The 20,253-nt window shown below is 63.5% G+C and carries 10 protein-coding genes and 1 pseudogene; 4 read left to right on the top strand and 7 right to left on the bottom strand.

Translation table 11 applies throughout. The annotated features are described in order from the left end of the window. Positions 1–24 precede the first annotated feature (24 nt). The 6 genes from XALGPE39_RS14550 to XALGPE39_RS14525 form a co-directional block, all read right to left on the bottom strand. The gene (locus XALGPE39_RS14550; RefSeq protein WP_045729261.1) at positions 25–3,852 is read right to left on the bottom strand and encodes a translocation/assembly module TamB domain-containing protein; all 3,828 of its coding nucleotides are present in this window, start codon (positions 3,850–3,852) and stop codon (positions 25–27) included. A gap of 14 nt (positions 3,853–3,866) precedes the next feature. Next, the gene (locus tag XALGPE39_RS14545) at positions 3,867–5,621 is read right to left on the bottom strand and encodes an autotransporter assembly complex family protein (RefSeq protein WP_152624923.1); all 1,755 of its coding nucleotides are present in this window, start codon (positions 5,619–5,621) and stop codon (positions 3,867–3,869) included. Positions 5,622–5,851: 230 nt separating this feature from the next. Beyond that, entirely contained in the window at positions 5,852–6,508 is a 657-nt protein-coding gene (locus XALGPE39_RS14540) for a DUF480 domain-containing protein (protein ID WP_045728791.1), read from the bottom strand. An 816-nt stretch (positions 6,509–7,324) separates the two neighbouring features. Further along, entirely contained in the window at positions 7,325–8,587 is a 1,263-nt protein-coding gene (locus XALGPE39_RS14535) for a lipase family protein (protein WP_045728790.1), read from the bottom strand. A gap of 697 nt (positions 8,588–9,284) precedes the next feature. Beyond that, complete coding sequence (locus XALGPE39_RS14530; protein ID WP_045728789.1) at positions 9,285–10,187, bottom strand: plasmid stabilization protein ParE; 903 nt, start codon at positions 10,185–10,187, stop codon at positions 9,285–9,287. Between the two features lie 203 nt (positions 10,188–10,390). After that, entirely contained in the window at positions 10,391–12,499 is a 2,109-nt protein-coding gene (locus XALGPE39_RS14525) for a methyl-accepting chemotaxis protein (RefSeq protein WP_045728788.1), read from the bottom strand. A 452-nt stretch (positions 12,500–12,951) separates the two neighbouring features. On the opposite strand from XALGPE39_RS14525, the gene folE reads away from it, so the two are divergent. From folE to XALGPE39_RS14505, 4 genes and pseudogenes are all read left to right on the top strand, one after another. Next, positions 12,952–13,554, top strand: a complete 603-nt coding sequence (gene folE, locus XALGPE39_RS14520) for a GTP cyclohydrolase I FolE (protein ID WP_045728787.1) — start codon at positions 12,952–12,954, stop codon at positions 13,552–13,554. A 77-nt stretch (positions 13,555–13,631) separates the two neighbouring features. Continuing rightward, positions 13,632–15,101, top strand: coding sequence for a DUF3375 domain-containing protein (locus tag XALGPE39_RS14515; RefSeq protein ID WP_045728786.1), 1,470 nt, complete (start codon positions 13,632–13,634; stop codon positions 15,099–15,101). Positions 15,102–15,144: 43 nt separating this feature from the next. Next, positions 15,145–15,795: pseudogene (locus XALGPE39_RS14510) on the top strand (DUF4194 domain-containing protein); the annotation flags it as partial. A gap of 88 nt (positions 15,796–15,883) precedes the next feature. Continuing rightward, entirely contained in the window at positions 15,884–19,333 is a 3,450-nt protein-coding gene (locus XALGPE39_RS14505; RefSeq protein ID WP_045728784.1) for an SbcC/MukB-like Walker B domain-containing protein, read from the top strand. Between the two features lie 32 nt (positions 19,334–19,365). Here the strand turns inward: XALGPE39_RS14505 and XALGPE39_RS14500 are convergent, their stop codons facing one another. Continuing rightward, on the bottom strand, positions 19,366–20,139 hold the full coding sequence (locus XALGPE39_RS14500) for a TSUP family transporter (protein WP_045728783.1): 774 nt from the start codon (positions 20,137–20,139) through the stop codon (positions 19,366–19,368). Positions 20,140–20,253 lie beyond the last annotated feature (114 nt).

Raw genomic sequence — 20,253 nt, 5'->3', positions numbered from 1 at the left:
TTGTAGTGCTGAGCGAATTTTCCCCTACCGCTCCTTCCGCCAATTCAGCGAACCACGGTTCTCCACCGTGGTCGATTCCACTTCTGCATCGAAGCCGTGGCCCAGCAGATATTTCAGTGTCAGTACCGAGCCGCTGCCGATTAACGACACGCCATAACTCACATAAAGTTTCGGCGAGAGATATTTGCCGAATCCGACGACCGAACCGCCGAGCGCACGCGACTGGCTGACACCCGCATCGTCGAAGCCGAGTCTGCCGCCGAGCTGCGAGGCGAGCAGGCCGCTACCGGCCGACAACGCATTCGCGGCGGCGGTCACTTGGTTGGCTTCGTCGCTGCTGGTATTGCCGAGGCTGCGGCCCAGCACCAAATAAGACATCGCTTCGGATTGCGACATTGATGGGTCCGACCACACCTGCGCACGCGGCGCGGTGGCGCGGCCGGTCACGTCGATCCCAGCGGTGACGTCGGCCACTTGGCGTTCGGCGCGAATATTGATGCGCGGGTCGGACACGATGTTGTTGCTCCAGGCCAATTGGCCGCGTGTGATCGTCAGGTCCTGGCCGTAGGCCTTGTACTTGCCGCTGACATCCAGGCCACCGGTGGCGGTCATCTCGCGGCCCGGGCGCGAGCGCACTTGCATGACGCCGGTCAGTGCGCCCTTGAGGCCGAAACCGGCCATCTTGACCTGATCGCCGAGGGTCACCCGCAAGTCCATTTCCAGCGGTGAACTCGCCGTTGCTTGCGGATCGGCCGGATCCAGCACCACAACGTCTTCGGACAGCGAAGTGCCGCGATCCAGGCGTTCCAGATTGATATCGGCCGAGGGCACGGTGACCTGGCCGCTCAACGACATGGTGTTGTTGGCGATGCCGAACTGCAGGTCGGGATTAATCACCGCACGCAATTCGACGGTGTTGGAGGCCAGCACGTTGTTGCCGTGGATGTTCAATTGCAACGGGGTGCTGTCGCCGTACCAGGATAATCCGCCGTCGACGTTGAGCGTGCCCTGGCCGGATTTTACCGAGGCGACGATGCGCGCCGAGCCGTCCGGCTGTGCGTCGAAGCGGCCCTGGCCTTCGCTCAGGGTCAGGCCCAATGCGGGCAGTTCGCCGGTGAAATTGCTGAGCGTGGCCTGGCCGCCCATCGCCGGTTGCGCGCGGGTGCCGCGCAGGCTGACATGGCCTGCGACCAGTCCCTTGGGTTGGACCAGATCGGGCGAGAACAATTCCATCCAGTACAGCCGCGCGATGTTCATGTAAATCTCGCCGGTCAGCGGCGCGGAGGCGTCCCATCCGGTGTCGACGGTGGCATCGATGAAGCCGTCGCCCTGGAAGCCGATGCCGAGTTTGGAATGGATGTGCTGTGCGGTTAAATCGGTGACGAAACTAAATTGGTCGTAGCGCAGTAACTCGTCATGCGCTTTGTCGCCCAGGCGCAGGCCGCCCGTGCGCGAGGCCAGGCGCAGTGCGCCTTCCCAGGCGTTACCCGCAGGTTTGATATTGCCGTCGATGGAGAGATCGCCACGCAGGTATATCTGCCGACCGCTGTTGGGCGGTAGCCACGGCTGCACCAATGCCAGTGGCAGCGCGTCGCCTTGCAGCGTCAGCCCCTGCTTGGGCCAGTCGGCCCAGACGCACAACGTGCCACCGCCACTGTTCGGCGCCAGGCAACTACGCGACAACGTGAAGGTGCTGCCGGCCACGGCAACGTTGGCGGCTTGCTGCAACTGCCACGGCTCACCCTTGGATGGCGCGATGCGTAGCGTGTTCAACGTGCCCTGCCAGCGCGCGCCGTCGTGGCGGATTTGTCCGGCCAAGGCCAGTGCGCCCATGGCATTGTGGATGTCCGTATCCAGTTGCAGGTTCTCCACCGCGCCACGCGCATCCACGCGCAGTGTCTGCAACAGGATGCCGGCGTTGATCGCACTGCCACGCAAGGCCAATGTGCCACCGCTGCCGCGCCACGGCAGGTGTCCGTGCAGGCTGATGCTGTCGGCGCTGTTGCCGTCCCACTTCAGGCCGCTGCCGTTGAGGTCGGCGGTGAGGTCGGGCGTTTCGGGACGGCCTTTCAGTTGTACGCGCCCGCGCAGGCTGCCGGCCGCGCCGGGTAGCAGGTCGGCCAGTTGCAAGGGTTGCAGTTGCGCGTCGAGGTCGAGTTGGTCGCCGATCTTGCCTTGTGCCTGCACTTGGCTATCGCCCAAGTGCAATTGCAAGGTGCCTTCGCCCTGTTTGCCTTGCAATGCCAGCGTGGCCTTGGCGTCGAGCGGGCGGCTGCGCAGACGCCCGCTCAAGCGCGGCACCGTCAGTGTGGCTTGGTAGCCGGCAGCGCTGCCATCGGCGTGGGTCGGCAATTGCTTGCCCTGGGAGGCGAATGTGCCGGACAGCGTGCCGTCCCAGCCGGGTGCGAAATAGCCCGGATCGAATCCCGCCAGCGTGCCATGCACATCCCAGTGCAGGTCTGGCGCCCAGGCGAGGTGGCCGCCGAGGTCGAGCGTGCCGCTGGACATGCGCGCTTGCACTTGCGCCAACTGCGCTTGGTGATCGTCCCCGCGTACATCCAGGTGCAGTGTGGCGCTTTCTTTGCCGCGCGCGACGGTGGCTTCGCCGTAGGTGGCCCATTGGCGCACGCTGCCCGCCAGGCCGAGGTGGGCGTCGACCAGGGTGATCGGGATCGCCGGAGCATGCGGGGTGGATGGATCCGGTGCTGGGGTAAAACGCATGCCGCTGGCGTTGATCGAAAATGACAGGCGCGCATTGGCCGGATCGCGCAGATCGGCGTTGCCGTGCAGCCGCATCTGTCCGTCGAAGGCGTGCAGTTGCAGGAGTGCGACGGTGAGGACCTGGTTGTCCAGGCGCAACCGCGATGGATCCAGCACGACCTTGTTTCCATCGCGCGATACCTCGCCTTGCAGCGTGGCGTCGCCGCCTTTGCCCGTGGCCCGTAGATCCAACGCCAACGGCACGCCTGCGGCACCGGCATTGGTGTCCGGTGGCAAGAATAAGGAGGGGTCCAGAGACGCACTGTGCGCGGCGAATGCCCAGGTGGGATCGCGACGACCGGTGAACACGAGAGTGGCGCGCAGCGGTGCCGGTGCGTTGCCGGCGATGGCTATCTCCATCTTGTCCAGGTCGCCGCGCGCGACCAGTCCCAGGCGCGCTGGCGTGCGCCCGCGCGCGGCCGGCAGCACCGCACTGGCGGTGAGGTCGGTCTGGTAGTCCTGCGCCGGCACGTAGTGGCCGTTGACACGGAAATCGCCACGGTCGCTGTTCATGACCAACTGAGTGGCGCGCAATTCGCCGTTGGCCACTTCCACCGCGCCACGCAGCCGCTGGATCGCGATCAGCGGTTGTTGGGCCTGGGTGATGCGCAGACCATCGATGGCGATGCGGTCGGCCTGCAATGCCAGTGGCATGTCGATCTGCGGCAGCGACTGCGGCCAGCGCGGCAGTTCGAAGGGGGTGTCGCTCTTGGCCAGGTTGAGCGTGGCGTTGCGCAGTTCCAGCGCATTCAATTGTAGCTTGCGTCCCAACAACGGACGGATATCCGGATCCAGAAACGCACGCTCTGCGGTGAAGTGAATCTTGTCGTAGCGAAAATCCAGGTTGTACAGGGTCAGCGGTCCGGCCAGCGGTCCGTCGGCGCGTTCCCAGGTGAGGGTCGAGCCGGTCGGTAACCGCGCCACCAACTGCGCCAGCAGCACGTCGCGCCCGGCAACGGTTTGCAGCAGCCAGTACAAAGCGATCACCACCAGCAGGCCCAGGCCGGCAATACTCAGTGCCGATCCCCACCAGAAGCGCTTGCGCCGGTAGAAGCGCGGCCGACGTGGCGGCGGCGTTGTAGGCGTGGACAGACCGGCTGACGCGCTCACAGGTTGGCTCCGATGTTGAGATAGAGCTGGAACTGAGAGTCGGGCCTGTTCAAGCCGTGGGCGATATCCACGCGCACCGGACCGATCGGCGAACGCCAGCGCAGGCCCACGCCCACGCCGGTGTGCCAGTCGGGTGTCGTGTCGAAGGCACTGCCACTGTCCACGAACACCGCTCCACCCCATGGCCCGCCATTGAAGTAGTGCTCGTACTCGGCACTGCCGGTGAGGACGTATTTGGCGCCGAGTGCGAAGCGATCCGGTTGCGGCGGCGTGCGCGGGCCGACTTCGCGGAACGCATAGCCGCGGATACTGTTGTCGCCGCCAGCGAAGAAACGCAGGCTCGGTGGCATTGCCATCAGCGCATCGGTCCAGGTGCTACCTGCTTCGCCGCGCAGGATCAGCCGATCGTTCTCGCCGAACCCATGGAACCAGTTCAGCCGTATTTGTGCTTGGGCGAAGCTGGCGTTGGAGCCCAACGCCTTGGTGCCGCCACGCAGGCTGACGTTGCCGCTGAAGCCTCTGCGCGGGAATACCTTGTCGTCCACGCCCACGTAGTTGGCTTCGATCTGCGGGTAGAGCAGGGTCGCAGTTTCGTATAGCGCGCCATCGAATACCTTGTCGGTGGCGTAGCGCCAGCGTTCGCGCAGTGCATTGAGCGAGGCGATGGCGATCCAGTGCTCGTTGATCTGGCCGCTGCGGCTGCCGGTCAGCTTGATGTTGCGCAGGTCGATATAGTCGGTCTGTTCGTCGTAGGCACGAAACGACGCGGTGTACCACCCGTCGAGCCAGCGAAATGCGGGAATCCGGTAGCTGGTGATGAAGCTTTTGCGCTTTTGCGCGTAATCCAATTGCGCGCTGAGCTTGTGCCCGCGTGCGTTGACATAACGGCGGTCCACACCCAGGCGCACGCCGGCACCGCTCTCGCTCCCATAGCTCAGGCCGCTGGTGTAGATGCTGCGTTTGGCCAGGGTGAGTTTGACATCCACCGGCACCTCGGCGTTGGCATTGGCCTGCTCCGGTTTGGACTGGATGTCGATGGTGCTGAAATAGTCGAGCTTCAGCAGCGACTCGCGCAGGCGATCAAGTTTGCCTTCGTGGTAGTAGCTGCCTTCTTTCCAGTACACCAGTTGGTCGAGTAGGTGCGGGTTGAAGTAGTCCTGATGAAAGCGGACCGGCCCCATGTTGTAGCGGCGACCGCTGTCCCAGCGCAGATCGATGTCGGCGGCGTGGTCGGCGCGGGTGATCTCGACCTTGCGTTGGGTGGAGTCCGCATCGAAGTAGCCGCGCTCGGCCAGGCGCCGGCTGATGGCGACCTTGCTGGTTTCGTAGTCATTGCTGACGAAGATATCGTGCGACTGCGGGCGGAAGTTCTTCAAGTCTTCGCCCAGGTAGTGATCGTCCTCGCCTGGGCCGGTGATGGCGACGTCGAAGTGACGCACCCGCACCGGCTCGCCCTTGTCTACGTGGATCACCACGGTCAGCTTGTTGCCTTGACGCGGGGCATCGACGCGGATGGTCGGAGTGAAGTAGCCGAACGGTTCCAATGCCTGGCAGGTTTGCCGCTGGGCCTGGCTCAGCAGGTACTCCAGGCGCGACTCGCCCTGGACCTTGCCGATCGTCTCGTACAGCGAGAGCGACACCTGGATGTTCTCGATCATCGCGGCGTCTGCGCGCTTCTCCAGGCCCTGGATCTGCACGTTCTCGATGGTGCCGTTGGCCTGGGCGAAGCCGGCCAGCAGGAGCAAGGACATAAGCAGGGCGAGTCGGGAAAAGGCGCGCATGGGAGCCAGAATACCGACACATTGGGTGAAGCGGTGAACCAGTTCGGGTTGCATCTGGACACCGCTGCCGTCTCTACAGCGGATGAGGTGAGCGCCAAACAACCAGGCACAGATCGCTGACACGCCCGCGCAGCATGGCTGGACCGCCACGACCATCCGGCGACGCGCTCGTGTGCATGCAACGCGCAGCATCCCAAGCGCTACGGTATGACCCGTGATGCCTGCAACTGCGCCACGCTCTCGCGCAACGCGGCCACCTCGGCTTCCAGCGCTTGCACGCGTCCTTCCAATTCATCGTGTGCCGATGCTGTTGCTGTCGCGCGGGATTTGAACGTCGTGGCGAGCGTCTGTGCATCTACTGGCCCGCCGAGCAGATGCATATAGCGATCCTCCCGTTGTCCACTGGCACGCGGCAAATGCACGGCTAACTGACGTTGCGCCAGGCGTTCCAGCGAATGACGCACATCCTCGGCATCAGCAAAACGTGCCATGCGCTCGGCTCGTGTCAGTAACTCATTGACCGTCTGCGGACCACGCAGCAACAACAATCCGAGCAACACCACCTGTTGCTGAGTCAAATCCAGTGCTGTGGTCACTCGATGTTCGTAGCGTTCCGCCCGCGAGGAGAATTGTTGTCGGACCAAGCCACGCGCTTCCAATTGGCGTAGCGCATGTTGCACATCGCCTGAATTCAGTGCCATCACCGGTTCGCGCGAGTTCTTCTGATTGGCCGCCATCACCGTCGCATTGACCGTGAGTGGATACGTATCCGGTGTGGTTGCCTCTTTCTCTATCAGACAGCCGAGCGCACGTGCTTCGATGGCGGAAAGAACGGGAACGGTAGGCGTGTCGGTCATTGCGGCTGTTTCCAATATGGCGAAGGTCGTTCTCAAGATTCAAATGCAAGAGGCAATTTGAAGGCTGTGATCACGTTTTCCATCGCATCTCATCAGGTGTCCCTCCCGACGGGCGCGCCGTGGGGGCTGGGTGGGCAGTGTAATGGAGCCAAGTTTGCTTGGTGTCGAAGATCTGGTGAAGCATCGTCGGACAGGCCGCACGCACGCGGAGCGGGCGCAAGCGTTGGCATGGATCGGCAGGATGCTTTGCATCGATCTGCTGAAGCGATCACCGCCACAAGACCTGACGATCAGGCATGCGCTGCTGGAGTCTAACTGTCTCGATCAACCTTCACGGTTACGCATCGAGACGAGGACGCGACTGAGATGGAGCATCCGTGGCAGTGACCGAGGACATGCTCTCGTCTTAACCTCAAGAGCCTATCGCTCAGCGTCGAGGTACGTTGGCTCAGACGCGTGGAGATCGAGTGTGAGCGTTGCGCACGAGGCCTCTCGATTGGATCACGATAAGCCTTCGAGCACTCGCACGACAGTCGCGTTTCGACATCCAGACACCTCGCCTTTAGCGGCAAGACGTTGGATCAGAAATGGAGCCGGCCGGTTTGGACGGCTAGGCGAGTTGGCTGACCTTGACGGTCGGCTTTCAGAGTGAGTGCCTTGCAACGCGTTGACCGCCTGATGCCGGTACGGGTGGTTCGCGTTGTCGGCATGCTCACTTACATGCTGCCGCGCCGATCGGGCGCGGCAGCGTTCACTGGCCGATGATGATCGCAGGAGCGGGGGGAGGGGACGCTCCTGCGATCTTTCGCCGCTGACTCAGCGGAACTTATCGAACAAGCCCTGACGCACGGCGATGGTGCACTCGACTCCGGTCACCAGGTGCTCAAGTGCGCTGTTGTCCTTCGGATCACCGGAGCCCAGGTCGAGCATGGACACCTGATTGCTGCCGTGGGCCTTGAACGCGGCGATGGCGGTCTTGGCGTTCTTCAGCGGCACGGTGGCGTCGTTGTCGGAGCCGCACAGCAGGGTCGGGGTACGCGGCGCCCAGTCGATCACGTTGTTGCGGGTCAAGTCGCGCAGGAACGGATTATTGATGTTATTGGCGAAGTCGCTGTAGAAACCGGGTTGGAAGTAGCTGCGGACTTTGTCGATACTGGGCAGGATGTCGCTGAGGAACAGCTCGGTCTCAGTGTATTTGCCTGGGAACAGCGGCTCGACCTTATCGGCCCACGGATCCTGGAACACCTGCGACGGGTTGCTATACAGATTGTGGTAGGTGTGTTGCATGCCGACGATGGCGTAGCTGGCCAGCAGGATGCCGAAGGTGCTCTCGCCCACGGCGTTGCGACCGCTCCAGCTGTCACGGAAGGTCTGGCTAAGTGCATACGGGCCGGAGATGGGAGCACTGGCGACCAGGTTGAACTCGCTTGACAGGTTCGCTTCGATCTCGCGCTGTGTGGCCATCGCCGCATGGCCGCCCTGCGAGAAACCGCTCAGCATGACCTTGCCCGATAGTGGCGTTTTCAGCTTCTGCAACACCTGCCGTGCGGCGCGCATTGCGTCGATGGTGGCGCTGGCTTCCGAGCGCGCGTGCAGGTAAGGGTGGAACGGATAGTTGGATTGGCCGATGCCCAGGTAATCGCTGCTTACCACCACGTAACCTTGGGTGGCGAGGTGGGTGAGCATGGTGTCGTCGCCCTTCTCGTCTTCGACAATTTCCTTGGCTTGCTCGGCGGAGCGCCTTATCTCGGTACCCTGGTCATAGCTCACCAGCGGGAAAGGACCGCGGCACTGTTCGCCGCCGGGGACTAGCAGCACCGCCGAAGCAGTGGCCGGCTCGCCGTAGACGCCGATCGTGGAGTAGGTGAACTTGGCGACGCGCACGTCGCACTTGGCCTTGTCGTTGGTTCCACCGTTGGCGAGCAGGGTGGCGATCGCCTCGTGGGTATAATTGGTCAGGACCGAGCTACTGAGCACGGTGCCGCGCGCCGGGGATGCCGATGCGGCCAGGGGCAGCAGTGCTCCGGCGAGCATGACGGAAAGAGCACTCAATGCCAGACGGTTTTGTAGCTTTGCCATGGGGAATCTCCTCGTGCTTGAAATCCCCATCCGTGGGGTGGGGTGGTTTGGGTGGCAAACGCTACTATGGCGATATGGTGATTTCTAAGACAATGCAGTCGGGTGTTTATCTGCCGTATCGATTCACTCTTGGTGATGGATCGTGGCGAATGAACCACAACAATAGAAAAGGTGTTTCTGTACGTTGACAGGACGGCGATGGTTTGCATAAGCGGCGCGATATTTGTCGATAATCCGCCAATTTATTGTTTATTTTCTCCTATTCCGTCAAAACTGTGTGATCGTCCAGGCATGGTGTTTCAGCCATGCCAAACTGGAATTTGGATATTCAATTATTAAATAATCGTGATTTTGAGATAATCGCGATGGCCACGGTGACGTGGCGTGTGCACGCTATTTCTATGCGCTGTATCGCGTTTCACTCTGTCGTGAGACAGGCGCAGTGTTTGCTGGTGTGTTGGCCCATGCCCTGCGCGTCGGGGGCTCGGCGGTGCTTGTACAACACCGCAGTGTCAGGCGTGGATTCGGATCCCAACACGGTGCTTGGTCTTCGCTGCGTGCCACACCGGAGTTGTCCGGCGAGCAGGGTGATGGGGGACGCTGTCAGCCACGGTGACACGTACCGATTTTTGCCATCTCGCTATTACGATGGCTACCCAGGTCTTGAGGGCGTGGGAGGCCGCTCTTGCCTTGCCGCTCAGCGATACGGGCCGGGTCCGCGCCAGACCAATTCGCCGTGATGGTAGACCTGCAACATGGTGATGACCTGGCGTGCATCGCCGATCGTCTTCAGTTCCGGCGAGTCCTGCGGCAGCGCGCGACATTTGCCGGAGCCACGGGTAAGCGCGATTTCCAGTGGGCAGACCATGCGGTACTCGGTTCCCGGCAGCAGGATGAACAGTTCCTTCATGCCCTGCCGTTGCCAGGCGCGCAACTGCGTTTCGCTGCCCAGGTCGTAGTAGACGAGGTAGCCGCCGACTTCCAGGCTGGGCTGGGAGGCGTCCAGGTCGTGTCGGTTGCCACGGTTGCCTGGGCCCTCGGTCAGGCCGCTGTTGTCTGGGGCGGTGTCGGTGTCGAGCGCGCCTGGCGGGCGTCCGGTCCAGGTCTGAGGCCGGCGTTCGGTGGGCGGTGGCGGTGTGCTGGCGGTGGTCTGGCTCGGCGTCGGCGCGTCCTGGGCCGGGGAGGGAGCGTGTGCCGTGACGGCTGTCGGCTCCTCGGAGGGGGGTGTCGGGGCGTTTTCGGTTGATTGGGTGGCGGTGTCGGTCGGCGGCACCGGGTCGTCCGCGTGTGCGACTAGAGTGGACTGCACCGGGCTGGCCGCTCGCGCCGCACGTCGGTGAGCTGGCGTTTGCGCGGGCGGGGGTGTCGGTCGCGGTGGCACCGGGTGATCGGGGCGCTTGGTCTCGCCGATGAAGTCGACTTTGATCCGGCTGCCACCAGCCGCGCCTTGCGGTGTGGACATGGTCGGCTTGGCGGCATACAGCAGCAGCACTGCCATCAGCAGATGCAGCAACGCGCTGATCAGCAAGGCGATCCAGTGCTGCCAGCGTTCCTTGCGGGATTGTGCCCTGGCGGGCTCGCGGTTCGACGCGCGGCTCATGCCATCGTGGCTGCGTCGGGGGTGCGGGCCTTCACTGAAATCTGCGCAATGGGCGGATATGGGAAGGCGCCATCCTAACCTGTGTGCAGGCATATGCCGTGGTTTGGCAGGCACCGCCGGTCATCGCCCGACACCTTGCGTTCACCCGTTGCCGCCATCGGTTGCCGCCGAGACCAGGCGGCAACGCTGGCTGCGCTCTGCGCTCAGACGTAGGCGCCGACCTTGAACACTTCCACCGCCTGGGTGAGCTGTGCCGACTGTTCCTCCAGCGAGCGCGCTGCGGTGCTGGCCTCTTCCACCAGGGTGACGTTCTGTTGGGTGGCTTCGTCCATCTTGGCGATGGTTTGGTTCACCTGCTCGATGCCCTGTGCTTGCTCGCGTGAGGCCGCCGAGATGTGGCCCATGATGTCGGTGACGTGCTGCACGCTGGTGACCAACTGGCCCATGGTGGTGCCGGCCTTGTTGACCAGCGCGGCACCATGGGTCACGCGCTGTACCGAGTCGTCGATCAGCGTCTTGATCTCCTTCGCGGCGCTGGAGGCGCGGTGGGCGAGGGTGCCGACTTCCGAGGCGACCACCGCGAAACCCTTGCCTTGCTCGCCGGCGCGCGCGGCTTCCACCGAGGCGTTGAGCGCCAGGATATTGGTCTGGAAGGCGATGCCATCGATCACCGAGATGATGGCGGCGATGCGCTTGGACGCTGCCTCGATGCCGCTCATGGTTTCCACCGCCTGACTCACCACGTCGCGTCCGTTCGTTGCCACGCTGGCTGCGCCCAGTGCAAGTTGGTTGGCACGCTGGGCGTGTTCGGCGTTTTGCTTCACTGTGGAGGTCAGCTCCTCCATCGCGGCGGCGGTTTCTTCCAGGTTGGACGCTTGTTGTTCGCTACGCTGCGCCAGCTCCTGATTGCCGCTGGCGATATCCTCGGCGGCGAAGCCGATATTGTTGGTGGTGCGCTGGATGTGGGCGACGATGTCGGTAAGGCGGTGCACGGTGCTGTTGGCATCGTCGCGCATGGTGGCGAACACGCCATGGAAGTTGCCGGACATGCGTACGGTGAGATCGCCCTCGGCGATGCCACGCAACAGTGCCGAGAACTTGCCCAGGTTGGTATCGGCTGTCGCCATCATGGTGTTGAGGTTCTCGACCATGGTGCGGAAGGCATGCTCGAATTTCTCCGGTTGCCCGCGGTGAGCGAAGTCGCCGGCGCAGGCGGCTTCGGCCAGCGTCTGGATCTGCACGTTGATCGCATGCAGGTTTTGTTTGACATGCCGCATCGTGGCGGTGATCGCGGCCTTTTCGCCGGGGTAGTCCGCGATTTCCTGACGCAGGTCGCCGACAGCGTAGCGGCCCATGACCTCGGTGATGCGCAATTGCGTCTGCACATGGGCATCGACCAGGGCGTTGGTGCCGGCGACCATCTGTCCGTATTCGCCGGGGAAGCGTTGCGCATCCATGCGGTAGCTGATCGCACCGGCATCGTGGCGCGTGGCCATTTCGCGTTGCGCCGAGATGACTTCATGCAGGCGCCGCTGCATTTGCTGCATCGCCCGCAGTAATTGCCCGGATTCGTCGTTGGCGGTGGAGGTGTCGGGGCTGCTCAGATCGCCAGCGCCGATGCGCTCGGCCAGACGGAGCGACTGCCGCAGCGGCAATACCACCCGGCGGGTGAGCAGAAAGGCGATGCCGGAGCCCAACAGCAAGGCCAGCACGGTGCAGCCGACCATGAGCACGGCGAAGTCATGCGCGGTGGTCATCGCCTCCTTGGCGGCCTGGCGGTTCTTGGCTTCCTGCAGGTCGATGAAGGCGTTGATGCTGGCCAGCCAGTCGACGAAGGCCGGACGCGCTTGCTGCAGCAGCAAGGTTTGCGCCTGGTCTTTGTCGCCGCTGTCGCGCAGGCTGCGCACTTGCACGATCAACGGCATGGTGCGCTGCTCGATTGCCTGAATCCGCTGCAGGATGGCCTGTTCTTTGGGATCGTTGGAGGCCGCAAGCATGTCGTTGAGCGGCTGCGCCGAGCGCGCATAGTCGGCGGCCAGTTTGTCGATCAAGTCCTTGGTGGTTTGACGGCTGGCCGGATCGTCCAGCAGCACCACGTCGCGCAGTGCGATCGCGCGATCATGGACGCTGCCACGGAAATTGATCGCGTAGCGTTGCTTGACGCTATTGACCGCGTTGATGGCGGTCAGGCGTTGGTCGATGCTGTGGACGCGCTCGATGCCGACGACTGTGAGCAGGACCATCAGCACGATGATCGAGAGAAAGCCCAGGGCCAGGCGTTGGCCGATACGCAGATTCGAGAAGACGTGCATGGGGGTGGATTTCGCCGACGTGGGGTGGGAAGCGGGGATAACAGACATGGTGGGGGGAGCGAATTGTCGACGGTCGCGCGACTGCGCTTGGCCGGGTGAACACAGCAGTAGCGGCGTGCCGCAGGTGAACTGAAGTACATCGCTGCCGCATGGCGATGCCATGATCGAGGCTGGACAGTAAATTTATGTGATAAATAGCGCGCAAATACGCCAGAGTACGGTGGTTACTCCCATGGAAGCCTCTCTGCGGCAACGCGGCGTCCTATTTTCAATTCCACAATCCACGATGTCACCCTGATCGTCGGTCGCCTGACGCCCAGGCTGTACTGCTGAAGCTGGCTGATCGGCGCGTAGAGCCAGGGGATTGGCGGGCAGCCTGCGCGCGGCACCGAAACGGCGTCCTCCAGGCGACTCGGGTACCATGCAGCCCCTCTTACGTGCGTTTCTTCTCGATGGCCGATTCCAAACACACTCCTGTTTCTTCCGTGACCCAGGCCCAGGCCGAGGAAGCGGTGCGTACCCTGCTGCGCTGGGCCGGCGACGACCCGACCCGTGAAGGCTTGCTGGATACCCCGCGGCGGGTCGCCGAGGCTTACGGCGATTGGTTCAGCGGCTACCGCGAGGATCCGCGCGAATATATGTTGCGTACCTTCGAAGAAGTGGCTGGCTACGATGAGCTGATCGTGCTGCGCGACATCCATTACGAAAGCCACTGCGAGCACCACATGGCGCCGATCATCGGCAAGGTGCACGTCGGTTATTTGCCGCGTGGCAAGGTGGTGGGCATCAGCAAGCTGGCGCGGGTGGTCGATGCCTACGCGTGTCGCTTCCAGGTACAGGAAAAGATGACCGCGCAGATCGCGCAATGCATCCAGGACGCGCTGCAACCGCTGGGTGTGGGTGTAGTGGTGGAGGGCTCGCACGAATGCATGACCACCCGCGGCGTGCACAAGCGGGGCGTGAGCATGGTTACCTCGAAGATGCTCGGTACCTTCCGCGAAGATGCGCGCACGCGCGCCGAATTCCTGCGTTTCATCGATTGCGGCGCGCGTTGAGCGTGCCGCATGCGGTGCTGGGTTAGCATGACCGCGTCGTTGCAATCTTGTCGTTGCTTGCGCTCGGCACACACCCGATGAAACACCGCGCCCGTATCGCCCGCTATCGCGCGCTGCGCGAGCAGCCGTTGTGGAAGCTGATCGCGGCCGATCAGGCACCGGAAATCATCGGTTTGCTGCAAACCTTGCTGCTGGAGAACGAGCGTCGCTTGCCGACGGCGGTCCTGCACGAGCGGCTGCAGCGCATGCTCGACGATCTCAATGCCGATCAACTGGCACGCGACCTACCGCGCACCGCGCAGGCCTACCTGGCTCACTGGCTGGCCCAGGGGTGGTTGGAGCGCCGGCTGCCGGAGGGCGCGCAGCAGGAAGACTATGAGGTGTCGACCCAGGCTTTGCAGGCGATCCGCTTCGTCGATGGACTGGAACATACGCGCGGTGCCGCCACCGAGAGCCGCCTGGCGCTGGTGATGCAGCAATTGGCGCAGTTGGCGGCGTTGACCGAAACCAATCCGGATGCGCGTTTGTCCGCGTTGCGCGACGAACGCGACCGGATCGATGCGGAAATCGCGCGGGTTTCCGCCGGCAAAGTCGCCTCGCTGGATGGCAAGCGCGCACTGGAACGCACGCGCCAGGTGATCGCTCTGGCCGACGAGTTGACCGAAGATTTCCGCCGTGTCCGCGACGATTTCGAGCAACTCAACCGCAGCTTCCGCGAACGCATCATCGATGACGATGGCGAGCGTGGCGAGATTCTGGGCAAGCTGTTCGAAGGCGTGGACGTGATCGGTGACAGCGATGCCGGCCGCAGTTTTCAGGCGTTCTGGGCGTTGCTCAACGATGCCGAACAAAGCGCGCAGTTGGATGCGGCGCTGGAGACATTGTTGTCGCGTGGTTTTGCGCGCAAGCTTGATCGGCGCGAACGCGGTTTCCTGCGCGGGCTGACCGCCACCATGCTCGAACGCGGCGGCCAGGTCCACGATGTGATGCAGCATTTCGCGCGCAGTTTGCGTGGCTTCGTCCAGAGCCGTGGTTATCTCGAACAGCGCCGCCTCAATCAGTTCCTCAAGCAGGCACAGGCCGAAGCGCTGGCACTGCGTGATCGCATTCCCGCGCAGCGCAGCATCGGCCGCGACCTGAAATTGACCAGCAGTCGCCTGCGCTCGCTGTCGCAGTGGCGCTTGCACGATCCGCGCCAACAACAGATCGATGGCAGCATCCAGCGCAACGAGGCGGCGGCGATCTCCCTGGACAGCGTTGGCGATCTGGTCGCGCAATCGGAGATTGATTTCCGCAGCTTGCGCCGTGATCTGTTCGAGTTGCTCGCCGCGCATCGGCAGTTGTCCATCGCCCAGGTGCTGGCACAGCGTGAGGCCAGCCAGGGCTTGGGCAGCGTGATCGGCTATCTGTCGCTGGGCACGCGCCATGGTGTGGTCCTGCCCGAACAGCACGAACACGCGCACTGGCGTGGTGGCGACGGTCAGTGGCGTAGTGCGCGCATTCCGCTGGTGTGGTTCACCCAGGAGAAACGCCATGAATTGGCATGACCATGCGGATGCGTCCGATGCGGCAGGCGATGTGGATACCGCGACCGCAGCAGATCCCGGCAACGGATTATTCGCAGGCGACAGTGGCGCTCTGCCGCTGGATGCGCGGCGTGTGCTGTGCCAGTTGCTCAGCGGCCCGAGCGTGGACGCACAGCGGCATAGCACGCTGTGGCCGGCGCTGCTGCGCAACGAGGCGGCGATTCGCAGCGCGCTGTCGGAATTGTTCCTGGAGTTGGTGCTGGATCGCGAAACCGGCATCGCGTTCACCCGCCAGGCCGACACCGGCGAATTGGAAACGCCGGTATTGCTGCGCTCGGCGCCGCTGACCTTCATCGACTCGGTGTTGCTTTTGCACCTGCGCCAACAGTTGGCCGAAGCCGATGCGCGTGGGGTGCGCGCGGTGGTCGAAGAGGCGCAGTTGAGCGACGCGTTGGCTGTCTATGAAAAAAATGTGTCCACCGACCGCGCCGGCTTTCTGCGTCGCGTTGGCAATGCCGTGCAGAAAATGAAGGACAACCATGTCCTGACCCGTTTGCGCGGTGAAGAGCAGCGATACGAAGTTTCGCCAGCGCTCAAACTGTTGTTCTCCGCCGAGGATGTGGCCGCACTGGCCCAGGTCTACCGCGAACTACGCGAGGCGCCGGAATCTGCGGACAACGGCGATGCGGCTGCGGATGTGTCTGGTGACGGCTAGTGTTACCACGCCTCATCACCACCACCTTCGTAACGCTGGCGACCAACGCAACTCAATTCCAAGTGCATACACGCTCTAGACTGTGCCGATGAAATCCTCCGCGTCTTCCGGCTTGTTCGCCGCCGATTTGCCCGATCCGCGCCTGCAGCAGTTCCGCATGCGGCGCTTGCAGGTCTACAACTGGGGCACGTTTTCCGGCCTGACCGAGGTGCCGATTGCCGCGCGTGGCTTCCTGTTCGTCGGCCGTTCCGGTTCCGGTAAATCCACCTTGCTGGATGCGATGTCGGCATTGCTGACGCCGCCGAGCATCGTCGATTTCAACGCCGCCGCGCGCGAGGCAGAACGCAGTGGCCGCGACCGCAACCTGGTGTCTTACGTGCGCGGCGCCTGGGCCGATCAACAGGACAGTGCCTCCGGCGAAATCGCCACCCAGTACCTGCGCAAGGGCGCCACCTGGACCGCGCTGGTGCTGGAGTATCACGACGGCGAGGAGCGCGTGGTCAGCCTGGTACGGCTGTTCTGGATTGCCGGCAGCGGCGCTGCGCCGGGCGATGTGCGCAAGCACTACATGGTGGCTGAGCGTGCGTTCGATATTGCCACCGAGCTGGCCGGCTTCGACCTGGACCTGCGCAAGCTCAAGCAACGTCTGCCTGATGTGCATCACTTCGACAGTTTTGCTGGCTATGCCGAGCGTTTCCGTCACCAGCTTGGTATCGGCAACGAAACGGCGCTGCGCTTGCTGCACAAAACCCAGTCGGCGAAGAACCTGGGCGATCTCAATGCCTTCCTGCGTGGTTTCATGCTCGAAGCGCCCAAGACTTTCGATGCCGCCGAACGGCTGCTTGGTGATTTTGCCGAATTGGATGGCGCGCATCAGGCGGTGGTCACCGCGCGCCGCCAGGTCGAAACCCTGGGCCCGGCACGCGGCTATCACACCGAGCTGATGGCCTTGCGCCGCCAGCGCAGCGAACTGGAGGAACTCAAGCTCGGCCTGGATCCTTATCGTGAGCAGCGCCGTCTGGCTTTGCTGGATGCACGCTTGCAAGCGCTGGACACCCAGGATCGCGGGCTGGCCGGCGAAGAAGGCCAGCGGCGTGCCGCATTGGAAAATCACCAGCGCCGTCTCGATGATCTGGAAGCGCAGCGGCGCGAACAGGGTGGCGAGCGCATCGATGCGCTGGAGCGCGAACACACGCAAGTCCAGGCCGAGCGCGACCGCCGTGCGGCCAAGCGGACCCACGCCGAACAGGCTTGTGGTGTGCTGGAGCAGGTGCTGGCCGGCAGCGCGCATGGTTTTGCCGAACAGGCCGCGCAGGCGCGCGCGGCGCTGGAGGATGGCCAGCGGATGGCCGCCGAATTGGACGAAGCGATCCTCCAACGCATGGCCGGCAAGGCCGAGGACGAAAAACGCTTCGCCGAGGTGCGCGCCGAGATCGAAGCGCTCACGCGTCATCCTTCCAACATTCCGGCGCCGATGCAGGCGCTGCGCGCGCGGCTGAGCGCCGATACCGGCGTGCCGGAGGCGGCGCTGCCGTTCGTCGGCGAGTTGATCCAGGTCCGTGACGATCAAGCCGCCTGGCGCGGGGCGATCGAGCGCGTTTTGCATGGGTTCGCGCAATCGCTGTTGGTGGATGAGCGTCATTACGCCGACGTGGCCGATTGGGTCAACCGCAACCACTTGGGAATCCGCCTGGTCTACTACCGGGTACGCGACAACGCGCAAGCGCTGTCCTCTGCCAACGGGCCTGGATCGGCGTCGCTGCTGCACAAGCTGGAACTGCGCGAACATGCCTTCGCCGGTTGGCTGCGCCGCGAACTGGGCAAGCGTTTCGATTACGACTGCGTGGACAGTGCGAAGGCGTTGCGGCATGCCGAACGCGCCATCACCCGCGAAGGCCAGGTCAAACATCCCGGCGAGCGTTACGAAAAGGACGACCGCCATGCCATCGGCGACCGTCGGCGCTGGCTGTTGGGTTTTGACAATCGCGACAAACTGGCTTTGTTTGAGCGCGAAGGCCAGGAACTGGCCGCGCGCATCGCCGCCTGCGATGCCGACGTGGCGACGCTGCGCGCACGTCGCGAACGCGCGGGCACGCAACGTCTGGCCTGGCACACCCTGGCCAATCTGGGCTGGGACGAGATCGACGTGGCCGCGCCCTTGCAGCGCCTGGACGACATCGCGCAGGCACTGCGCCAGTTGCGCGAAGGCGACGCCAACCTGCGTGCCCTGGGCGAAGCGATCGATCACGCGCGCGCGGACATCCAACATGCCGACCGCACCTATCAGGATCTCCGCAGCGAGCGGATGGCGCTCAGCAAAGAGTGCGCACGCCTGGAAAAGCAGCGTCTGGAATGTGCCGATGCCGACGCGCGTGTCCTCACGCCGCTGCAACGCCAGGGCCTGGGCGAGCGCCTGGAGGCGCTCGGCATGTTGAGCCTGGACAACCTGGCCGATCTGTTCCGCAACCTGGAACGCGGTATCCAAGCCCAGCTCGGCGCCAGCCAGCAGGAACACCATCGCTTGGAGCAGTTGCTGCTCGGCTGCTTTCGCCGCTACTGCCAGCAATGGCCGGAAGACAGTGGCGATTTCAGTGTCACCCTCTCTGGCGCCGATGACTTCCTCGCCCGCTTGCAGCGCTTGGAACGCGATGGCTTGCCGCAGCACGAGGCGCGCTTTTTCGAGCTGTTGCAGAGTCAGAGCAAAAACAATTTGCTGGCGTTGCAACGGCATGCTGCGGAGGCGCGTAAGTCCATCGCCCAGCGCCTGGATGAAGTCAACGCCAGCCTGGAACAGGTACCGTTCAATCGCGGCACCTTGCTGACCATCGAATTGAGCGACCGCCGTTTGCCCGAGGTGATCGAATTCCAGCAGTGCCTGCGCGAAGTGCTCGGTCATTACCAGACCGAACAGCGCGAACTGGCCGAGCAGCAATTTGCGGTACTGCGTGCGCTGGTCCACCGGCTAGGTTCGCAGGAGGGCGAGGACAAGCGCTGGCGGGAGCTGGTGCTGGACGTGCGCTTGCACGTGGAGTTCGTCGGCGTGGAACTGGATGCCGCCACGCGCCAGCAGGTGGAGATTTATCGCAGCGGCGCTGGTAAATCCGGCGGCCAGCGACAGAAGCTGGCCACCACCTGCCTGGCCGCAGCGTTGCGCTACCAGCTCGGCGGCGAGGACGGCGAACTGCCGCGTTATTGCGCCGTGGTGCTGGACGAAGCGTTCGACAAGGCCGATAACGAATTCACCGCGTTGGCGATGAATATCTTCGAGAATTTCGGCTTCCAGATGGTGGTGGCCACGCCGTTGAAATCGGTGATGACGCTGGAGCCGTTCATTGGCGGTGCCTGTTTCGTGGAGATTAGTGGCCGTCATGATTCGGGCGTGTTGCTGATCGAATACGACGAGCAGGCCAAGCGATTGAAGCTGCCCGAACGTGCCCGCGCGACAGACACGGCTGCGGCTGCGCCGGTCGAAATCGCAGCGCCAACCGGTAGCCGGTCGCGCCGACGCGTCACCGCCGACGCACCATCCAAGCCCTGATCCGGATGACGCGCGCGCTGAGACGGTGCGCCTCAGTGCAGCACATCCCACCCCATCTTGCCGATCAGCACCACCACCAACATCAGGAACAATCGCCGGATCAACGGTGTGCCACCGCGCAGCGCCAGCCGCGTGCCAGTTACCGCGCCGGCCACGTTGGCCGCCGCCATCGGCAGTGCGGCGGCCAGCAGCACTTTCCCACTGGGCACGAAGAAGCACAGGGCGGCCAGGTTGGTCGCCAGATTGACCACCTTCGCCGCCGCCGAGGCGCGCAGAAAATCCAGGCCGAAGAAACGGATGAACAGGAAGATCAGGAAACTGCCAGTGCCCGGGCCGAAGAAACCGTCGTAGAAGCCGATTGCCGCTCCCATCGTCAGCGCGATCGCCAATTCGCGGCGGCCGATGCGGCGTGGTCGGTGCAAGGCGCCGAAGTCCTTCTTGAGCAGGGTGTACCCCAACATCGCGATCAGCAGCACCAGGATCAGCGGACGCACCGCCGATTTCGGCAACAGGCTGACCGCGGTGGCGCCGAGGAAAGAGAACGCGAACGCCGCCGCCGTCGCATACAGCACGGGTCGCCATGGCAAGCGCACATGGCGCGTGTAGCGCCAGGTGGCTGCGCCGGTGCCGGCCATCGAACTGAACTTGTTGGTCCCCAACAGCAGGGCCGGTGCCTGCTGCGGCAGGGTCGCAAATAGCCCTGGCAATTGGATCAAGCCGCCGCCGCCGACCGCCGCGTCCACCAGTCCGGCGCTGAAGGCGATGCACAGCAGCCACGGCAGTTCGGTGGGTAGCGATTCCAGCACGCGAAGGCTCCGCGCAAAAGGGTGGCCAGCATAGCGGTGTGCGCTAGAGCGTGTTATGAACTTTGAAGTAGAGACGTTGCATTTCCAAGCATGAGCATTGAGAAGACGACGAAG

The organism is Xanthomonas sp. GPE 39 (assembly GCF_000963005.1).
In the GTDB taxonomy this organism is placed as follows: domain Bacteria; phylum Pseudomonadota; class Gammaproteobacteria; order Xanthomonadales; family Xanthomonadaceae; genus Xanthomonas_A.
Note: the sequence above shows the minus strand (reverse complement) of the source record. Positions and strands in the feature narration are given on the sequence as shown.